The 20,782-nt window shown below is 43.9% G+C and carries 15 protein-coding genes; 8 read left to right on the top strand and 7 right to left on the bottom strand.

Annotation, left to right across the window (positions count from 1 at the left end; all coding sequences use genetic code 11):
- Positions 1 to 101 precede the first annotated feature (101 nt).
- Both ACEZ3G_RS07505 and ACEZ3G_RS07510 read right to left on the bottom strand, forming a co-directional pair.
- Entirely contained in the window at positions 102 to 2,141 is a 2,040-nt protein-coding gene (locus tag ACEZ3G_RS07505; protein ID WP_432424823.1) for a TonB-dependent receptor family protein, read from the bottom strand.
- Positions 2,142 to 2,213: 72 nt separating this feature from the next.
- Positions 2,214 to 2,726 carry a hypothetical protein gene (locus ACEZ3G_RS07510; RefSeq protein ID WP_432424824.1) on the bottom strand — a complete coding sequence of 171 codons (513 nt, stop codon included), beginning with the start codon at positions 2,724 to 2,726 and terminating at the stop codon, positions 2,214 to 2,216.
- Between the two features lie 98 nt (positions 2,727 to 2,824).
- Between ACEZ3G_RS07510 and ACEZ3G_RS07515 the strand changes: the two genes are divergently transcribed.
- A complete protein-coding gene (locus ACEZ3G_RS07515) occupies positions 2,825 to 3,589 on the top strand; it encodes an exodeoxyribonuclease III (protein ID WP_432424825.1) in 765 nt (254 codons plus the stop codon).
- A gap of 68 nt (positions 3,590 to 3,657) precedes the next feature.
- Positions 3,658 to 4,698 (top strand): NADP(H)-dependent aldo-keto reductase, encoded by a 1,041-nt coding sequence (locus tag ACEZ3G_RS07520; RefSeq protein ID WP_432424826.1) that lies wholly within the window; start codon positions 3,658 to 3,660, stop codon positions 4,696 to 4,698.
- A gap of 104 nt (positions 4,699 to 4,802) precedes the next feature.
- Here ACEZ3G_RS07520 and radA read toward each other — a convergent pair whose 3' ends face one another.
- The 5 genes from radA to panC are packed head-to-tail and all read right to left on the bottom strand — an operon-like array spanning position 4,803 to position 9,565.
- Positions 4,803 to 6,164: a DNA repair protein RadA gene (gene radA / locus ACEZ3G_RS07525; protein WP_432424827.1), complete on the bottom strand. Its 1,362-nt coding sequence runs from the start codon at positions 6,162 to 6,164 to the stop codon at positions 4,803 to 4,805.
- Between the two features lie 58 nt (positions 6,165 to 6,222).
- Positions 6,223 to 7,365, bottom strand: a complete 1,143-nt coding sequence (locus ACEZ3G_RS07530; protein WP_432424828.1) for an alpha/beta hydrolase — start codon at positions 7,363 to 7,365, stop codon at positions 6,223 to 6,225.
- A gap of 22 nt (positions 7,366 to 7,387) precedes the next feature.
- Positions 7,388 to 8,353, bottom strand: coding sequence for a lysylphosphatidylglycerol synthase transmembrane domain-containing protein (locus ACEZ3G_RS07535; RefSeq protein ID WP_432424829.1), 966 nt, complete (start codon positions 8,351 to 8,353; stop codon positions 7,388 to 7,390).
- A gap of 2 nt (positions 8,354 to 8,355) precedes the next feature.
- Positions 8,356 to 8,706 carry an aspartate 1-decarboxylase gene (gene panD, locus ACEZ3G_RS07540; protein WP_432424830.1) on the bottom strand — a complete coding sequence of 117 codons (351 nt, stop codon included), beginning with the start codon at positions 8,704 to 8,706 and terminating at the stop codon, positions 8,356 to 8,358.
- Positions 8,707 to 8,719: 13 nt separating this feature from the next.
- Positions 8,720 to 9,565 carry a pantoate--beta-alanine ligase gene (gene panC / locus ACEZ3G_RS07545; RefSeq protein WP_432424831.1) on the bottom strand — a complete coding sequence of 282 codons (846 nt, stop codon included), beginning with the start codon at positions 9,563 to 9,565 and terminating at the stop codon, positions 8,720 to 8,722.
- Positions 9,566 to 9,757: 192 nt separating this feature from the next.
- Between panC and ACEZ3G_RS07550 the strand changes: the two genes are divergently transcribed.
- From ACEZ3G_RS07550 to atpD, 6 genes are all read left to right on the top strand, one after another.
- The gene (locus ACEZ3G_RS07550; protein ID WP_432424832.1) at positions 9,758 to 10,567 is read left to right on the top strand and encodes a glycogen/starch synthase; all 810 of its coding nucleotides are present in this window, start codon (positions 9,758 to 9,760) and stop codon (positions 10,565 to 10,567) included.
- Between the two features lie 5 nt (positions 10,568 to 10,572).
- Positions 10,573 to 12,447 carry a DUF4270 domain-containing protein gene (locus ACEZ3G_RS07555; RefSeq protein ID WP_432424833.1) on the top strand — a complete coding sequence of 625 codons (1,875 nt, stop codon included), beginning with the start codon at positions 10,573 to 10,575 and terminating at the stop codon, positions 12,445 to 12,447.
- A 191-nt stretch (positions 12,448 to 12,638) separates the two neighbouring features.
- Positions 12,639 to 14,486, top strand: a complete 1,848-nt coding sequence (gene glmS, locus ACEZ3G_RS07560; protein WP_432424834.1) for a glutamine--fructose-6-phosphate transaminase (isomerizing) — start codon at positions 12,639 to 12,641, stop codon at positions 14,484 to 14,486.
- 194 nt (positions 14,487 to 14,680) lie between these two features.
- The gene (locus ACEZ3G_RS07565; protein ID WP_432424835.1) at positions 14,681 to 17,452 is read left to right on the top strand and encodes a TonB-dependent receptor; all 2,772 of its coding nucleotides are present in this window, start codon (positions 14,681 to 14,683) and stop codon (positions 17,450 to 17,452) included.
- 13 nt (positions 17,453 to 17,465) lie between these two features.
- Positions 17,466 to 19,064 (top strand): G-D-S-L family lipolytic protein, encoded by a 1,599-nt coding sequence (locus ACEZ3G_RS07570; protein ID WP_432424836.1) that lies wholly within the window; start codon positions 17,466 to 17,468, stop codon positions 19,062 to 19,064.
- A 189-nt stretch (positions 19,065 to 19,253) separates the two neighbouring features.
- Entirely contained in the window at positions 19,254 to 20,762 is a 1,509-nt protein-coding gene (gene atpD, locus ACEZ3G_RS07575; protein WP_432424837.1) for a F0F1 ATP synthase subunit beta, read from the top strand.
- The last annotated feature ends 20 nt before the right edge of the window (positions 20,763 to 20,782 follow it).

Genomic DNA, 20,782 nt, shown 5'->3' on the forward strand with positions numbered 1-20,782 from the left:
GTTTAGTTGGGCCAATATGATTATTGCTGGGCCGTATTTTATCTTTAAAAGTAGTGAGATTGTTGCAATATTGAATGGTCTTGAATCATTAAACGTTCAAGTTACAGCCGATAACCCAAACGCAAACTGCCATAATAATTACGGGCATCTCCCGGATAGAAATAGCGTGGTTCGCTGCCGCCAAAACCCTGGGTATTGATCAATACCGATTGCGCATACACCTTGTCAAATAGATTGTTGATGCCAAAGTCGATTCCCAAGGTAAAATGTTCGGATAGATTTTTTAGATACCCCATTCTTGAATTGAATACGGTAAAAGGGTCGCTGTATAGGTCAGAGGCGTTGGTCAAGGGAATTTCACTTACATGTTGATGCGAGATATTCCAATAGAAGTTGTCGAAGAAGCGCGATTGAATGCCCGCGGTTCGCCTTTGTTCGGGCACACCGGTCAACGGATTTCCAGAAAAATCTTCACCGTCATCGATGAAATCGACAAAACTGTGGTCGGTTAGGGTGAAGTTTACAAATGGTGATAACTGTACTTTCGAGGAAATTTTCCAATTATACGACATGGCTATTTCAAGTCCACGGTGACGTGTTTTTCCCGCATTCTTTCCTACAAGGCGGTCTTCGGTAACGCGTTCGCCGACCAATAGGTTTTTAATGTTCATTTGGTACACCGCAAGGTTCAAATGAAACCGACGATTATCCAAAAAAAGAGTGGTTCCCAATTCGTAGTTCATACCTGTTTCTTGTGCGATATCAGGATTTACAACTCCTTCTGGTGTCAAGGTTTCCTCCAAAGTCGGATTCGAAAATCCACGACTGATGTTCGCATATACCCGATGGTTTTCTGAAATGGTATAGTCGAGGTTCAGGCTCGGCAAAGCAATGGCCTTGAAATTTCGGTCGGCACTTTTGTTTGCCGTACCGGTATTGAAGCGGTCTCGATAATCGTAATCGGTCTTGTTGATATTAAGTCCGAACAGTGCCGAAAACTTTTGTGTAAAAGGAAGTAATAACGTTGTAAAAGCGTTCCATTGGCTTCTAAATTCTTTATTGCGCGCAAATTGAGCGCCTTTCAAACTTCCATTGCCATTGTTTTCTTCATAAAGGTTTTCGAACTCGTCCCAATCATATTCATCTTTGTAGAGTTCACCTCCGAAGGTATAATTTGCCTTATTGCCAATGAAGTGAAAATCTCCTGAAAACCGGGTTCGAAAGCCAAAGCCTTGGGTAATTTCGTCCAAGATGCCAAAGGGCCGCGCCTCGTCCTTATCCAGATAACTGTAGAAAACACTGGTCGAATTTTCAAAGTTTTCAGTGAGCCGGTACGAATGGTTAAGGCCCACCAAAGTATAATCGTTGGTTTCGAAACCTTGGGAAGCCCGCCAAGTAAACGTTGCTTGCCGTGGGTCTTCGGCAAACGCGGTCGCTCCCAATGAACTTGGTATCTGAGCCGTATAACCGATGTGGTTTACGAGTAGGCTTATTCTGTTTTTGGCATTGTATCGGTATGAAGTGTTCAATAGAATTCCGTCGCGTTCAAAATTACTGTTCTCGCGATAACCATCGGTTTTCAAATGCCCATATTGTAGTCCGACCCTCAGCTTACCGTCGTTATGGTTAAAAGAGAGGCTGTTTTTCAAAAGACCGAACGACCCGACCGTAAAATTGTTCGAAAAGTTGGTAGACCTGCCCAGGGCTTCCTTTGGATTTAAAACGATCGCCCCGCCCAAATTGGTGCCAAAAGTAGTGCCCTTGGGGCCTTTAATAACCTCGATTTGGCTTAGGTTCTCGAGGTCGAAGGCCTCAATGGTCGAAAAGCCCGAGCCATCGGTTACCGGAATATCGGCATAATACATTCGTAATTTATCGGTGCCGAAAAGTGTTCGGGCACCGATACCGCGTATCGTGATGCGGTTGGTGTTCAAAGCCCCTGAAAAAACGTACACTCCGGGAATTTGGTTCATGGCATTGACCATCGAAACCGGACTGTAGTTCTGAAATATCTTTGCCGAAATGACTTCGGAAGGAACGATGCCCACGGCATTTTTTTTCTTTAGGGCATCTAAGAGAATGACTTCGTCCAGCTGAGTGATACTATCATTGTCAACGGGGTCTTGTGCTCGGACAACCATAGCACATAAAAGAAAAATCAAAAAAACGGGCCTTATGTTCATTCAATGGGCAATAAGGCACTAAAATACTGCTTAAAACCGAAACCCTAATGATAGACCGGCCCGATACATGAAAGAATCTTGAAATTCGTGGGGATTAATGTTCCGGCCTAGTCCCACATTGATCTCCGCGGTCAGTTTTTCGCCGAACGTAGACCACTTTCTTCCCAGACCGAGACCAACGGCGGTTGTACCATAATCATAGTTCCTTCGACCTAAATTGTCTTCGATATCAATGTCACCCGTATAGTATAGTCCGAAGGCCTCGGCAAAAATCCCGCTCTTCGGTCGATAGCCGAAATAGGCCCTAAGGTTTGGCCCAATACCGAAATTACCGCTCCGACCAAGGCCATCACCATTGAAGAATACTGTTCCACCTATACTGGTATCCGGTGTGAAATAGAACTCATAGGAACTTTCAATGGCCGTGGTCGCCAAAAAGCGCCCCATGTTGAACCGAATTTCATGGTTGTTGTAAAAGGGCCTATATTTTTGGGCCTGTACAAAACCACCCGACAATATCAATATAAATAGCAACTTTTTCATTCTCACCTGTTTTCATTCGGTAGGGGAAAATCAAATGTCGTTCCAAACTTTTTTTGGGTAATGAAACAATCCCTATTTTCGGCCTAAATTGATTTCCGATGAAAATTATCTCCTATAATGTCAATGGTATTCGGGCCGCTTTGAACAAAGGTTTTCTCGAATGGTTAAAAACTGTCGATCCTGATGTGGTCTGCCTTCAAGAGATCAAAGCCATGAAAGTACAATTGGATCTTGCTGTTTTTGAAGAAGCGGGATATTCATATAACTACTGGTTCAGTGCCCAAAAGAAGGGGTATAGCGGTGTCGCGATTCTTTCAAAAACAAAACCCGACCATGTCGAGGTCGGAACCGGGGTCGATTACATGGATTTCGAAGGAAGGAACCTACGTGCCGATTTTGGGGATCTTTCCGTTATGAGCATGTACTTGCCCTCGGGAACCAATCTGGCCCGATTGGAACATAAACTCACTTATATGGCCGACTTTCAAAAATATGCGGATGAACTTCGAAAGACCCATCCGAACCTGATCGTTTTGGGCGATTATAACATTTGTCATAGGGCTATCGACATTCACGATCCGGTACGCAATAAAAATGTTTCGGGATTTTTACCCGTCGAGCGGGAATGGATCGGCAACTTCATAAAAAACGGATTTATTGACAGCTTCCGGTATTTTAATGATAGACCTGACAATTATACCTGGTGGAGCTATCGGGCCAATGCGCGAAACAACAACAAAGGGTGGCGTCTTGATTACGGTATGGTTTCAGAATCACTTGAAGATAGGTTGAAGCGCTCGGTTATCTTATCCGAGGCAAAACATAGTGATCATTGCCCGATTTTGGTCGAGGTGGAAAATTAAATTTTCATCGCCAAAACGCACTCTCGATATATTTGTAAATTTACGCCTGAAAAAGGTTTTCTTTTAATATGGAATATACCAATCTACCCCGTACCGATATTGAAGTAAGTAAAATCTGTTTGGGCACCATGACCTGGGGCAAACAGAATACCGAGGCAGAAGGGCACGAACAGATGGACTATGCCTTGGACCAAGGTGTCAATTTTTTCGATACGGCGGAATTATATCCGATACCTGCGCATCCGGACCGTCATTCGCTGACCGAGAAGATCATTGGTAATTGGTTCAAAAAAACAGGGAACCGCGACAAGGTGGTTTTGGCCTCGAAAATTGTTGGCAAATCGAGCTTCGCCAAATTCATACGGGCAACAGGAATTAATAGGGAATCGATTGTCGATGCAGTAGATGCTAGTTTAGAGCGTTTGCAGACCGATTATATCGATCTTTATCAATTACATTGGCCCGATCGTAACACCAATTTCTTCGGAAAACGGGGTTACGAGCATGATATTTCTGACCATTGGCAAGATAATATTCACCAGATATTGGAAACACTTCGTGATTTGGTACAAGAGGGCAAGATTCGCCATGTCGGTCTGTCGAACGAAACGCCATGGGGCGTGATGCGCTATTTGGAAGAAAGCAAGGTACACGCGAGTTTGCCGAGAATGATAACGATACAGAATCCTTATAGTCTATTGAACCGACTATTCGAAGTTGGTAATGCCGAGGTTTCGCATCGCGAAAAGATAGGTTTATTGGCCTACTCGCCATTGGGCTTTGGAACGCTTACCGGAAAATATTTAGGAGGAATGCAACCTGCAACTTCACGTATAACCCTGTTTCCGCAGTACGATCGATACAGTAGCAAAACGGCCATAAGGGCGACCGAAAAATACCATAAATTGGCACAGGACAACGATATATCAATGGCACAAATGGCTTTGGCGTTTGTGAACAGCCGACCTTTTGTGACCAGTAATATCATCGGCGCGACCAGTATGCGGCAGTTGAAAGAGAATATTGCCAGTATCGATGTAAAACTCAGTGATGAAGTATTGCAAGGTATCGAGGCCATTCATAATGAAATTCCGAATCCTGCACCTTAATATCGAACTATGCCTTTTTTAAAAGTTGGTTTTTGGCAATTGGCCCTTATCATAGCCGTGATCATCGTCATTATGGTCATTGCTCGGATTATGAGGGATAAGCGTTAACCGAACAATCCGCTGACCACGTCTTCGATTTTGGAGACCAGATGTACCTCTATTTTCGTGTTTTTGAGTCCGATTTTGTTGCGTTTGGAGACATAGATTGAATCAAAACCCAGTTTCTCGGCTTCCAGAATACGTTGTTCCACCCGTTGTACAGGCCTAATTTCTCCCGCCAGTCCCACTTCCGCGGCAAAACAGACTCCTTTTTCAATGGGAATATCGGCGTTGCTTGAAAGTATAGCGGCGATTACGGCCAAATCGATGGCCGGGTCATCTACCGAAATACCACCGGTAATGTTCAAAAAAACATCTTTCGCCCCGAGTTTGAACCCTGCACGTTTTTCGAGAACCGCCAAGAGCATATTAAGGCGTTTGGCATTGTAGCCCGTCGCCGAACGCTGCGGGGTTCCGTAAACCGCCGTGCTGACCAAGGCCTGTATTTCGATCAATAAGGGCCGCATACCCTCGACGGTCGATGCGATGGCCGTTCCGCTGAGCCTGTCATCGTTCTTGGAAATCAATATCTCGGAAGGATTGTTGACCTCACGAAGTCCGTTGCCCTGCATTTCGTAAATACCCAGTTCGGCGGTCGAACCAAATCGGTTTTTCAGGGCACGAAGAATACGGTACACGTAATTTCGATCCCCTTCGAATTGCAATACCGTGTCCACCATGTGCTCCAAGATCTTTGGTCCGGCAATGGAACCATCTTTGGTGATATGGCCGATAAGGATAACGGGTGTGTTGGTTTCTTTGGCAAATTTTATCAGCTCTGAGGTGCACTCCCGTATTTGTGAAATACTTCCGGCGGCCGATTCGATATAATCGGAATGCAAGGTCTGTATGGAATCGATGACCACGATATCGGGTTCGATTGCCTCGATTTGTTGAAAAATGTTTTGGGTCTTGGTTTCCGTAAGGATAAAACAACTCTCACTGTTCGGATGGATCCGGTCGGCCCGCATCTTGATTTGTTTTTGGCTTTCCTCGCCCGAGACATAAAGGGTTTTGTACGGAAGTTTTAAGGCGATCTGTAATAGCAGGGTGCTTTTGCCAATACCTGGCTCGCCCCCAATAAGCACTAACGACCCGGGAACGAGGCCACCGCCCAAAACCCGATTGAACTCAAGGTCGTGTACGTTCAGGCGCAGTTCTTTTTCGGTACTGATTTCTTGAATGCGAAGGGGCTTGGCAATTTTTTTTGAAGTATTGGAAACGGTCTTCCAGCCGGATTTATCTTCCTTTTGAACGACTTCTTCGACTACCGTGTTCCATTCCTTACAGGCCGAACATTGCCCGACCCATTTGGCGTATTGGGTACCGCAGTTTTGACAGAAAAAAGCTGTTTTGGTCTTGGCCATTCCTAGTTGTTTAGGTCGGCCTTAAAGGTACTAAGAAGTTTGAAAGTCGAAAGGTTTATTAGAACCCAAAATCCGCCTTCAAGGCATCGATTTTTTCCAAGGCCATTTCTTTGGTCAGAAAGTCGATCTCGTCCATTCCGAAGGATTTTTCGAAAGTTTTCAAAGCTTTTTTTGGTTCGCCGATCTGCTCGTAGTATTCGCCTTCGAAATAAAAACCCATCATCGTACCGGGAAACTCCCTCTTACAAAGATCTGATAAGAGTTTCAGCGATTCGGTATCCTCTTTTTTGCGAATACCGGCGTAGATGGCCATAACATCATTTAGATCGACGCTTTTCTGAAAACCGAACAAGTCATCAATGCTTTTGTATTTGTTTTCCAAATAGGCAAAAACGGGTTCTTCGGAAGTCAGGATCTGAGTCTTGTATTCTTTCGGACTGATGGGCTTGAACATTCCGAAGATATTGTCGAAAGCTTTTCCCATGCCATACGTGGCTATCGAGATATGGTCGGCCGAAGGGTATTCGTCAAAATAATAGTGCAATGATTCTTTACCAATGGCCTTTATGGCTTTGTCCATGGCCATTATTTTGGGTGTATTTGAGGTTTGCTCGCCTTCTAGAATGACCTGATAGAAGATTTTTTTATCGAACGTGCCCAAACGTTCGGGTACACGAACTTCCATCTCAGGGGCCAAATCGGGCGAAATGCTTACATAGGCATTGAAAAGCGAGTTATCCTTAAAAAGCCAATAGTTTATAAAGTTTGCCGTGATATCATAGCCGACGATCATCTTGAAGGGCGCAGTACTGTAGTTCAGATCTAAATAGGGAATAATCTCCATGCCCAAGAATTCAAAGAACTGTTTTCCTTTTTCCGAGGGCAGTCCATTTTCTTCGTTCCATGCGCAGTCGTTCAACCGAATGCTGTTCTTGCTTTGATGTACGCCTACTACAATGCTTTGTGGCATGCCATGAAACCGGCTGTAGAATTTTGAGGTCGCGACTACTTGATCGAAAAGGTAATCACCATCGAGCACTACGATTAGCGGATATTTCTTTTCCTTATCATAATCTTCCGGAAAGTAATAACTTACATCCCGGCGTTCTTGTAGTTTAAAAGATTCAAAGATTTCTGTGGTGACCTGGGCGTTCAGCCCGAAGCAAAAAAACAATGCTAGGAGCGCAATAAGACGTTGCATGGTGTATGATTTGGCGATAAGATTATCTGTTTCTGTTCAATAACGGTAATAACAGAAAGGATATTGCACCGAAAACAACGATCATCAAGGTTTGCGAAATCCACATGATCCACCCGAAGGCATCGCCCGACACGGCACTGATGCCAAAAATGGCCAAGGCCTTGCTCACTGCGATGGGGTAAAGACCGATTCCGCCATTGGTCGTCGCCATGGCAAAGGATCCGGCTACAAAGGCGACCATCAACTCATTGAGCGAAAGGCCGATGGTTTCGGGAACCGTGAATTTGATAACCCACATCATACTGATATAACAGGCCCAGATAAAGAATGTATGGAAGATGAAGGCCCATTTATGTTTCATTTTAAAGATGCTGAAAACACCTTCGAGCAGTCCCTTTACGAAGCCTTTGATTTTTTTTGCGAACGTATTTTTGGACTTCTTAATAAAAAGGAAGAAAATACCCATTCCCAAAATTCCCATACCGCCAAGCAAGAGCAGTCCCTTGTAGTCAAATCCGCGGTTTTCGAAGAATTCAAGAATGATATCGGTCTGAAGCAGCAAAGTAATCGCAACGACGGCCAGCAAAACGATGACATCGACCACTCTTTCAGTGACGATGGTGCCAAAGCCTTTTTCGAAAGGAACATTTTCGTAGGTTCTCAATGCGGTGGCCCTCAAAATTTCCCCTGTTCTCGGAATACCCAGGTTCGCAAAATAGGCCATAAGTATGATAAAGATATTATTAATAAGCTTTGGCCTATGGCCGAGAGGCTCCAAAAGGTAGTTCCAACGAATGGCCCTTGAAATATGTGATAAAATACCCAACAAAACAGAAATGCCGACCCAAAACAGGTCGGCTTCCCTGATATAATGAATAATCTGCTGCCTGTCAGCAGGAGATGTCTTGTAGTAGGAATACCAAACCAGAAATACCCCAAAGACTATGGGCAGTATGGTTTTAAGGCTTTTTTTTATTTTGTTGCCCAAAATTAATCCAAAAGATTGTTCTCTTCATTAGGGAATACCAAAGCGGGATTGAATTTTTTGGCTTCCTCGATATCCATTCTTGCGTAGCAGATCAGTATCAGCACATCGCCTACCGCAACTTTTCTTGCCGCAGCTCCGTTCAGGGTGAGCTCTCCACTGCCCCTAGGTCCGGGAATGGCATAGGTCTCCAAGCGCTCGCCATTGTTATTGTTGACGATCTGGACCTTTTCACCTTGAATGATATTGGCGGCATCCATTAAATCCTCATCAATGGTAATACTGCCTATATAGTTAAGATCGGCACCGGTTACCTTTACGCGATGGATCTTTGATTTTACAACTTCGATTTGCATGGGGCAAAGTTAATTAATTTAGGGCGATGTTGTCTATTAACCGCACGTCGCCGGCGTAAACGGCTACAAAAGCCCTGTATTTTGTTTGATTACTTTTTCTTTTGACGGGGGTCAAGGTTTCGGCATTGGCAATTTGAATGTATTCCAACTTTAAATGCCTATGGCCCATGAATTGCTTTTTTACCCAATCAGTAACACTTTTAGCACTTTCCGTGCCAAAACGCTTTTTGGCGGCCTTGAGGGTCTTATAGATGAACGCTGCCTCTTTTCTAAGACTTTTCGACAGTCGTTCGTTTCGTGAACTCATTGCCAATCCGTTGGGTTCCCTGACAATGGGACAGCCGATTATCTCAACGGGGATTTTCTTGGTCTTTGCCAACTTTTTGATAATCTGTAATTGTTGAAAGTCTTTTTCCCCGAAATAGGCCCTGTCTGGTTCGACCATTCGCAATAGGGTTTCAACGATGGTGCCCACACCGTCAAAATGGCCTTCACGAAAGGCACCCTCCATGACTTTTTCAAGTCCGTTCAAATCATATTTTTTCGACCTGATATCGGTTGTATAGATTTCCTCTGTAGATGGTGCGAAAACAATGATGTCTTCAGAGGCTTTTTTAAGTAGAGAGATATCAGCTTCCAAGGTTTTTGGATATTTTTCCAGGTCCTCAGCGTTATTGAATTGTGTCGGGTTCACAAAAATGGTGACGACGACCGCATCGTTTTGTCTCAAAGCTCTTTCCACTAGAGACAGATGCCCTTGGTGCAACGCGCCCATGGTGGGCACAAGGCCCAAACCTTTATCCCCACGTAAGTTAGTGATGGCCCCCTTTAGCTCTTTTTGGGTCTTTAATACCTGCATTTATTTCTGGTAAAGCCAGCAAACTTACTATAATTACGGCTAATCTGCATAATTTTTGTAATTTTGCATCTCCGTTTGCTCGGTCATTAAAATAGAGTTTTATTAAATGGGCCATTGTGCTATCGGATGTCCAATCTGAAGGTCTCATGGCAAATTACATCTGACCTCTAAGAAATAAATAAACAGCAACAGATGAATGGTAAAAAGATATTGTTCGTATCTTCAGAATTAGTACCCTATCTACCCGAAAACGAAGTTTCCCTTATGTCATATGAGACCCCTAGAATGGTCAACAGCAATGGTGGCCAGATTAGGATTTTCATGCCTAGATACGGAAATATCAACGAGCGTAGGCATCAGCTCCATGAGGTAATACGTTTGTCGGGTATGAATTTGGTCATTAACGACATGGACATGCCTTTGATCATAAAGGTGGCTTCGATACCACGAGAGCGAATTCAGGTATATTTTATTGACAATGACGAGTATTTCAAAAGAAAGGCCACCTTTGCCGATGTCGACGGAAATCTTTTTGACGATAACGACCAACGTGCTATATTCTTTGCAAAAGGAGTGGTCGAAACGGTCAAGAAGCTCAATTGGACCCCGGATATCATCCATGTACACGGATGGATGGCGTCATTATTGCCGTTATATCTGAAAAAGTACTATTCCGATGAACCGTTGTTCGCCGATAGTAAGATTGTAACCTCGGTGTATGGAAAAGCCTTCGACGGTGAACTTGATAGTGGTATGATCGAAAAGATAGCCTTTGATGGCATAGCCAAAGAAAGTGTGGCCGCCTTGGCCCGGCCCAACTATAATAATTTGTTAAAAGTGGCCGTAGATTATTCCGATGCGGTTATTTTAGCCGCGGAAGAAATTCCCGATGATTTGCAACAACACATTTCCAACCTTGAAAAACCTGTGTTACCGTATGTTTCTTTGCAAGAATTCGAAGAAGCCTATGCTAATTTTTATAACACTCAAGTTTTAAAATAATCTGAATGAACTTTTCGAGTAGATTCAAATTTTCTGCCGTTGCAGGGATTTTAACGATTTTGGTATGTATTTCATGCGAAAAAGACCCTACAACGATCGGTGCCAGTGTCATTGGCGGCGAACCTTTTGCCACGGGCCAGCAATCGTTCGATGTATTCGCCTATAACAAAAAAATAGAAGCCGTTCGAACCAATAGATTGCCCATGTACCAATTGGGGGTTTTCAACGACCCTATCTATGGCAAGACCGAAGCCCGCATTACTTCGCAGTTATTATTGGCGACACCAAACCCCACCTTTGGTACCTACTCGCAGGCGGTAGAAGATGTTGCCGAAAGCGATGAAAGTGTCACCACCGTGCAAGAAAATGAAACGGTGACCAGTGTTTATTTGCACATACCCTATTTGACAAGTGATGTGAGCCAGCGCGACAGTGATAATGACGGGGTTGATGATGTTTTGGAGAAAAAACCGGAGGATGTTAATGATCCCAACAGTGACTGGGATGGTGACACGGTTACCGATATTCAAGAAAAAACTGCAGGAACGGATCCGTTTAACGTTGATACGGATGGGGATGGTGAAAATGATGCTGAAGACTTGGATACGATTAAAAATAGATTTCCCAAAAGGTTCGACCTTGATAGTATCTATGGTGTAGATCTTTCCGATGAGGAAGCGATGAAAATAAATCCATTTAAGGTCAAAGTAGAGCGATCGACATACTTTTTGAGAGACTTGGATCCCACTACCAATTTTGAGGAAGCCCAGGAATATTTTTCGAACCAGTCTTTTTCCCCAAGTTTTGCCTCTGACGTGCTCAATGAAGGAGATGGGGAAGTAATAGTAAGCAATGAGGAAATAGTTACCTATAAAGATGATGATCCTGATACCGAGGTCGATGAAAAAGGCGAGGTAAAAGACCGTTTTGCACCGGGCATCTATATTCCGCTCGATCCAGAATATTTTGAGGAAAATATCATTGATAAAGAAGGGAGCAGTGAATTGTTGAGTCAAGCGAATTTTAGCGATTATTTCAGGGGTGTTCATTTGTCACTTGAAGCTTCAAGTGATATCATGGTTTTGTTTGATTTGACACAGGCCACTATCATGATCGATTATACCTATGATAGCGTAAATTCGGAAGGCGAGGCACCTAGTAATCCAAAGGAAGGCAGATTTACACTTTCATTATTGCGTGTTCAGAACGGGGCCTATATGGGCAATGCCGTGAATACCTTCGTGAACGATGACATTCCTTCCGAAATATCCGATAAAATGGATACCCATGAAAATGCTTCCCAAATATACCTTAAGGGAGGCCCTGGATCCTACGCCGAAATCAAACTTTTTGGTGAAAACGATGTACAGGCCCAAGAAGTGATCGATCAGATCAAAAGCAACAATTGGGTTATCAACGAGGCCAATTTGGTGTTTTATGTGGACCGGTCTAGTTTGCCCGAAGGTGCGATCGAACCGTTGCGGCTATATCTATACAATGCCGACACCAACGAGTTTTTGTTCGATACGACGACCGATCCTGCGGGTGAAACACCGTTATCCTCCTATCTGCAATATGACGGTCTGCTAGAAAAGGAATCGGGAAAAGGTATTAAATATAAGGTAAGAATCACTAAATATATCAATGACATAATCTTGCGCGATGCCGAAAATGCTACCCTTGGGCTGGCACTTACGCCCAACATTAATCTAATAGGTACGGCAACCGCTATGTTGGCCGATCCTGAAGATAATGAAAAGGAGATTCCCGTTGCATCGACTTTGACCCCATTGAGTACAGTTTTATGGGGTAGCGAAGTTGCCCCGATAGATCAAGACAAGAAGTTGAAACTTGAAATTTCTTATACCAAGGCCAATTAGGTTTGATATTCACACGATAAAAGGGTCTATCCACACAACTTTGTTCGTATATATAACAACTATTTGCGTATTTGGATACCAGTCGTAGAAATTCTACGTTGTATATCCGATGATTTGGACATATTGATCCATTAGCGTTTAAATTTGAATGTAGTTAGCAATACGTCTAACCTTAAAAGATTCGAAAAATTATGTGTGGAATAGTTGGTTATATCGGGCATCGAGATGCCTATCCAATAATAATTAAAGGGTTACAACGTCTTGAGTATAGAGGTTACGATAGTGCAGGGGTAGCCTTATACGACGGTGAGCATATTAATTTGGCCAAGACTAAGGGAAAAGTCGAAGATTTGCGCCAAAAGTCTGAAAAAAATATTTCCCTTAAAGGAAATTTAGGCATTGGCCACACGCGATGGGCGACCCATGGTATTCCCAACGATGTAAATTCGCACCCCCATTATTCCAATTCGGGAGAACTTGTAATTATCCATAACGGTATTATTGAAAACTACGAATCGATTAAACAAGAGCTGACCAAAAGGGGCTATTATTTTGAATCGGATACCGATACCGAAGTCTTGGTAAACCTTATAGAAGAAATTAAGAAGACCGAGGATGTAAAACTGGGCCATGCCGTTCAAATTGCCCTGAACCAAGTGGTCGGAGCTTATGCCATAGCTGTTTTTGACAAGAACAAGCCCGATGAAATCGTAGTCGCGAAGTTGGGCAGCCCTTTGGCCATCGGAATCGGGGAAAATGAGTTCTTCATTGCTTCCGACGCATCACCTTTTATCGAATATACCAACAATGCGGTATATCTCGAGGACGAAGAAATGGCGATAGTGCGACTTGGCAAGGAAATCAAATTGCGAAAGATCAAAAATGACGCCATCGCCTATCCAAATATTCTAGAACTTAAGATGAATCTAGAAGAAATTGAAAAAGGAGGGTACGATCACTTTATGCTCAAGGAGATCTATGAGCAGCCCAGGGCAATATTGGATACCTATCGAGGTCGATTGTTGGCCGACCAGGGAATCATCCGAATGGCGGGAATCGATCAGCATTTAGAAAAATTCTTAAATGCGAATAGAATAATTATAGTTGCCTGTGGCACGTCTTGGCATGCCGGCCTCGTTGCCGAGTATATTTTTGAAGATCTGGCACGCGTACCTGTTGAGGTCGAGTATGCTTCGGAGTTCAGATATCGTAATCCGGTGATAACCGATAAGGATGTTCTCATTGCCATTTCGCAATCCGGGGAGACGGCCGATACACTGGCGGCGATAAAATTGGCCAAGGAAAAAGGTGCATTCGTTTTCGGCGTGTGCAATGTTGTAGGTTCGTCCATTGCTCGAGAGACCCATGCAGGGGCCTATACCCATGCAGGGCCCGAGATTGGCGTAGCTTCCACCAAGGCATTTACAACCCAAATTACGGTTCTTACCTTGGTCGCCTTAAAATTGGCCAAAGAGAAAGGCGCAATTTCTGAATCGAAGTTCCACGAATTCTTAATAGAGCTAGAGGGCATTCCTGCGAAAGTGGAGCGTGCTTTGTTGACCAATCCTTTGGTAGAAATTATTTCAGAGGTCTATAAAGATTCCACCAATTGCCTCTATCTCGGGCGGGGGTATAACTTTCCCGTAGCTTTGGAAGGGGCGTTAAAGCTAAAAGAGATCAGTTACATACACGCCGAAGGCTATCCTGCGGCTGAAATGAAACACGGTCCCATTGCCTTGATCGATGAACAAATGCCCGTGTTCGTTATTGCGACGAAAATGGGGCATTATGAAAAAGTGGTCAGTAATATTCAAGAGATAAAATCACGTAAGGGAAAAATTATTGCAATCGTTAACGAAGGTGACGAACAGGTGGCAGAACTGGCCGACCATGTGATAGAAATACCTGAAACCATCGAGAGCCTGACCCCTTTGTTGACCACCATTCCGTTACAACTGCTTTCGTATCACATTGCGGTAATGCGAAATTGCAATGTCGATCAACCACGAAATTTGGCAAAATCGGTAACTGTCGAGTAAAGAATAATTTAATTCATGTAAGAAGCCCGTGAAATTCCGTTTTCATGGGTTTTTTTATGGAATCGAGAATTATGACCCATACTTTTTCTTAAAAATATACTATGCATGCATAATTTTTTCTGTTTTATGATTTTTGAACTGAAAAAATAGGTATCTTGCCGGTCACTTAGTAACTAATTTAACTCAAACATAACATGCGAACAGTATTTTCGATTCCTCTGCTGTTGCTAGGGGTATTTGCATTTGCACAAACGACCGTGACAGGGTCTGTTGTCGACCAGAACAACGAAGCGGTGCCCGGCGCGAACATCGTTATCGAAGGAAAAGCAATCGGTACGGTTTCCGATTTTGATGGGAATTTTGTTCTCGAAACTTCTGAAAATCCGCCCTTTACTTTAAAAATAACCAGTATAGGCTATTCTGATGCCTCAGAGGAAATTACTTCGAACAATCTATCGGTGACCATCGTGTTATCCGAAGTGGACACTTTTTTGGATGAAGTTGTAATCTCGGCGTCCAGAACTCCCGAAAGAATCTTTGAATCACCGGTTACTGTGGAAAGAATGGACATCAAGACGATAAAAAACACTTCGTCACCCTCATTTTATGATGGTTTGGAAAACTTGAAGGGGGTCGACCTCAATACCAACAGTATTACCTTTAAATCGGTCAACACAAGGGGTTTCGCCACTTTTGCCAACACCCGCTTCATGCAATTGGTAGATGGTATGGACAATTCCTCTCCGGCACTGAACTTTAATTTGGGAAATCTTTTGGGTATGTCTGAGCTAGACGTAAATACCATTGAGCTGCTTCCGGGAGCATCCTCGGCGTTATACGGGGCCAATGCCTTTAATGGTATCATGTTCATGACAAGTAAAAATCCTTTTGACCATCAGGGTATAAGCTTTTATGGTAAGTCGGGGCTTACCTCGAGTTCCAATGCCGGTGATAACGAGTATCACGATTTCGGAATTAGGGCCGCCCATGCTTTTAGCGATTATGTCGCCGGAAAGGCATCGGTTTCTTATTTGACGGGAACGGAGTGGTATTCTACCGACTATACAGATTACGGCGTGCCGGGAAGAACCCGCACGGATCCTGCTTATAACGGGTTGAATATCTACGGTGATGAGGTGGCTACAACGTTAGATTTTGATGAATTGGCCGCCGGAGCACTGCCCGTTCCAATAGCAACGAATTTTGGTAGTGCCAGGGTATCTAGAACGGGATATGAGGAGGTTGACCTTATGGATTATGACGGCAACAGTCTCAAAGCAGATTTTGCGCTACACATAAAACCTTGGGCCAATGATTTTGAAGTTGTGCTCAACTCGAAGGTGGGCCGTGGAAATACCATTTACCAAGGGGCTAACCGTTATGCCATAAGAGATTTCTTTATGCAGCAACATAAGCTCGAAGTAAGAAACGATAACTTTTTTGTTCGCGGCTACGTCACTTCTGAAAAAGCTGGTAACTCCTACGATACACGTTTTGCGGCTATTAACGTAAACAGGCAGTGGAAAGGGGATCAGGCATGGTTTACCGACTATGTGGGTGGATTTGTCGGATATTTGGCCGGTCAAGGAATTTTTTCGCCGACCGACGAACAAAAGACGGCGGCCCATGCCTTTGCACGAACGGCTGCCGATGCAGGTAGGTATGCGCCCGGATCGGCGCAGTTTCAAAGCGCGTTGAATTCCGTAATCTCCAATGGTGATTTGGAAAGTGGGGCAAAGTTCATCGATAACTCTAAAATTTACCATGTAAACGGTAATTATAACCTTAGCCATTTGACCAATAATTTTGCCGATATCATGGTCGGGGGATCATGGAGACAATATTCCTTGAATTCCGGGGGCACTATTTATACCGATAATGACGGCCCTATCAATTATCAAGAATATGGTGCTTATATGCAACTGCAAAAGAAATGGGTAGAAGATAGATTAAAGTTTACCGGTTCTATCAGGTATGATAAATCGGAATTTTTCGACGGATTCTTTTCCCCAAGACTTTCGTTGGTATATGCCGTCGATGATGAAAAGCGACATAATATTAGGGGGTCTTTTCAAACAGGTTTTAGAAACCCGACCACTCAAGATCTGTTTATAGGATTAAATGCCGGTGCGGCGATATTGGTCGGTTCGGCACCTGATAACCTTGGGCGATACACTACTCCTAATATTCCGTTAAGCACACAGGGTCAAGCTTTTACAGGAAGACAAAGTGTGCAGGTATCGGGCGGAGAAGCCTATAATAACGCATTTTCACTGACTTCAGTACAACAAGGAGCTCCAGAGGCTATAAATATAGATTTGGTCAAACCTGAAAAAATTACGGCCTATGAGATAGGGTATCGGGGCAGAATTGGAAAATTCAGCGTTGATTTGAACGGATATTATAATATGTATGAAGATTTTATCTCCAACAAAACCGTAATCGTTCCTTTATATGGTCAGGCCGGGGACAATGCAGCTTCGCTTTTGGCCTTGCAGAACGAAGACTTTTTGCCTTTTCAGACCTATACGAATTCCTTGGCCGATATTAGCTCTTATGGGGCCGGTCTGGGCTTAAGTACAAACTTGGGCGGATTCGATATGGGGGTCAATTATACCTATGCTAAAATGGATTTTGATAGGGCTTCAGAGCCTGGGTTTGAGCCTAGCTTCAATACACCGGAACATAAGGTAAAGGCGTCTTTTGGCAACGCCGCACTTTTCAAAAATTTTGGGTTTAATGTAAATTGGAGATGGAATGATTGGTACTTATGGGAGGCTTCTTTTGCCGATGGATACATACCGTCGAGAAACCTCGTGGATGCACAGATCAATTATAGTGTGCCGAGCATTAAATCTGTATTCAAATTAGGGGGGTCGAATATCTTCGGCGAAGAATATGTTAGTGCTCCTGGTACCGGAACCATTGGGTCTATTTATTACCTCTCATGGATCATTAATAACTAAAAAATTGAAGAAAATGAAAACTAGATCATTATATATTTCATTTATTATTGCGGCTCTTGCAATAGGATGTAGTTCCAATGACGATAATGTATTGGCCATACCCTATATTGAGGAGAACGCCCCTGTTGTTGGGCCAACGCCTACATTTTCAAGTGGCAGTGCCGATTTTTCATCATTTGTAGCGGTCGGCAATTCGTTGACTGCCGGGTATTCTGATGGCGCATTGTTCGCGAAAGGGCAGGCCGTATCATTTTCTAATATTATGGCGCAACAGTTTTCTTTGGCAGGGGGAGGCGAGTTTACACAGCCTTTGATGAACGACGATGTTGGCGGCCTACTTTTGGGCGGACAGCAAATTGCCGGTCCCAGACGAATTTTTGACATATCAAATCAGGTGCCTGTTTTTGCAAGTGGTTCGCCATCAACCGATATTATGAATATAAGTACAGGGCCATATAATAATATGGGCGTACCGGGTGCAAAGAGTTTTCACCTATTGGCTCCGGGGTACGGTAGTCTCTCAAATTTCCCTGTGGCGGCCAATCCATATTTTGTTCGCATGGCTTCTTCACCCGATGCGACCGTAATTGGTGATGCCATGGCCAAGGGTCCTACATTTTTCTCTTTGTGGATTGGCAACAATGACGTTTTGGGATACGCCACTAGCGGAGGTGACGGCAGCGACCCAATAACAGACAAGGCTACTTTTGATTTTGCCATGACCACTTTGGTCCAGACGATAACCTCGGGAGGCGCCAAGGGAATTATTGCGAATATTCCGAATGTAACCGATGCTCCATATTTTACAACGGTGCCCTATGCGCCTTTGGATCCTACCAATCCTGATTTTGGCCCTCAAATACCAACGTTAAATGGAATATTCGGTCAGTTGAACCAAGTATATGCCTTTCTTGGTATGCCCGAAAGATCGATTACTTTTTCACAAACGGCGGCAAGTGCAGTTGTAATACATGACGAGTCCCTAGTTGACGTCTCCGCCCAGATCGAGGCGGTTTTGAATCAAAGCCCGGAGTTCCCGCTATTTGTACAGCAATTCGGTTTGCCGGCACAAGCCGCACCGATAGTGGCCAATCTTTTGGGAACAGTTTATGGCCAGACCCGGCAGGCCAGTGAAAACGACTTATTGGTATTGACAAGCAGTAACGTTATCGGCACGGTCAATACCGATGTGATGGCCTTTTTGCAGACACAGGGTTTGACGCCAGAATTGGCCGGTCAGTTTGCAGTTGAGGGTATAACATTGCCTTTGGAAGATAAGTGGGTCTTATTGCCCAGTGAACAAGAAGAAATAGCTGCCGCGACCAATGAGTTTAATGCCACGATAGCTGATTTGGCCGGCCAAAATGATTTGGCATTCTTCGATGTGAACACTTTTTTTAACGAAGTGGCCAGTACAGGTTTTCAGGCGGGCAGTGCATTTATGACTGCTGATTATGTTACCGGAGGAACTTTTTCGTTGGACGGTATCCATCCGTCTCCAAGGGGTAATGCCGTTATTGCCAATCAAATGATCGGTTTGATCAACGCAAAGTACGGGTCGACCATCCCTTCGGTAAACCCTGTGGACTACACAGGATTGTATATCGATTAAATAGTACTGACAAAACTATTCTTATTGTTTAAAACGCCTTCGAATCGAAGGCGTTTCTTTATGCGTAAAAAAGAAACGAAATCAGTTTTTAATCAAAAGGTAAAACTATATCTTTGCAGCCTGAAAAACATAGGTAATTTGTAGTTGTTTTTCAGTACAAGGAAATGCTAATTACTAAACAAGTACGTAATGTCAAAAGTCACAGGCAAAGTTGCACAGATCATAGGCCCGGTAGTCGATGTCGAGTTCGAGTCTGGCGATGACCTTCCAAAGATTTACGATTCATTGGAAATAGTCAACAAGGATGGTTCAAAATTGGTTCTTGAAGTACAATCGCATACTGGCGAGAATACAGTTAGGACCATTTCAATGGATTCTACCGATGGGTTGAGTCGAGGAACCAAGGTTCTTGCAACAGGGGCCGCTATTCAAATGCCGATCGGCGATGATGTATACGGGCGTCTTTTTAACGTGATAGGTGATGCCATAGATGGTTTGGGCGATTTGCCAAAGACAGGTAAAGACGGACTTCCCATACACAGGGAGGCACCAAAATTCGAAGATCTTTCGACATCTACCGAAGTGTTGTTCACGGGAATCAAGGTCATAGATTTGATTGAACCGTATGCCAAGGGAGGTAAGATTGGTTTGTTCGGTGGTGCGGGAGTTGGTAAAACGGTATTGATCCAAGAATTGATCAACAACATTGCCAAAGGCCATGGCGGACTTTCGGTTTTTGCAGGAGTAGGGGAGCGCACCCGTGAAGGAAACGACCTTTTGCGCGAGATGTTGGAGTCAGGTATTATAAAGTATGGAGATGATTTCTTGCACTCAATGGAAGAAGGCGGATGGGATTTGACCAAAGTCGATAAGAAAGCAATGAAAGAGTCAAAGGCTACTTTCGTTTTCGGTCAGATGAACGAACCTCCTGGAGCACGTGCGCGTGTGGCATTATCAGGTTTGACTATAGCCGAATACTTTCGTGACGGGGCAGGAGAAGGTCAAGGTAAAGACGTACTTTTCTTCGTAGACAATATTTTCCGTTTTACCCAAGCTGGATCCGAGGTATCCGCACTTTTAGGGCGTATGCCTTCAGCGGTGGGGTACCAACCTACTTTGGCTACCGAAATGGGGGCCATGCAAGAGCGCATTACCTCGACAAAAAGAGGTTCGATTACATCGGTTCAAGCGGTTTACGTACCTGCGGATGACTTGACGGATCCTGCACCGGCAACAACTTTTGCCCACTTGGATGCAACTACCGTACTTTCAAGAAAGATAGCCGAGTTGGGTATTTATCCAGCGGTAGATCCTTTGGATTCTACGTCGCGCATTCTGACCCCGGAAATTTTAGGAAAAGATCATTACGACTGTGCCCAACGCGTAAAAGAGTTGTTGCAACGTTATAAAGAACTACAGGATATCATTGCCATATTGGGAATGGAAGAACTTTCTGAAGAAGATAAATTGGCGGTAGGCCGGGCAAGGCGTGTACAGCGTTTCTTATCGCAGCCTTTCCATGTTGCGGAACAATTTACGGGTATTCCTGGTGTATTGGTAGATATCAAGGAGACCATTAAAGGGTTTAACATGATTATGGATGGCGAACTCGATCGTTTGCCCGAATCGGCCTTTAACTTAAAGGGAACGATCGAAGAGGCGATAGAGGCCGGAGAGAAAATGCTTGCAGAAGCCTAAACAGTTAAAAGTTCTAAGTT

The organism is Meishania litoralis (genome assembly GCF_042611095.1).
Taxonomy (GTDB): domain Bacteria; phylum Bacteroidota; class Bacteroidia; order Flavobacteriales; family Flavobacteriaceae; genus Meishania; species Meishania litoralis.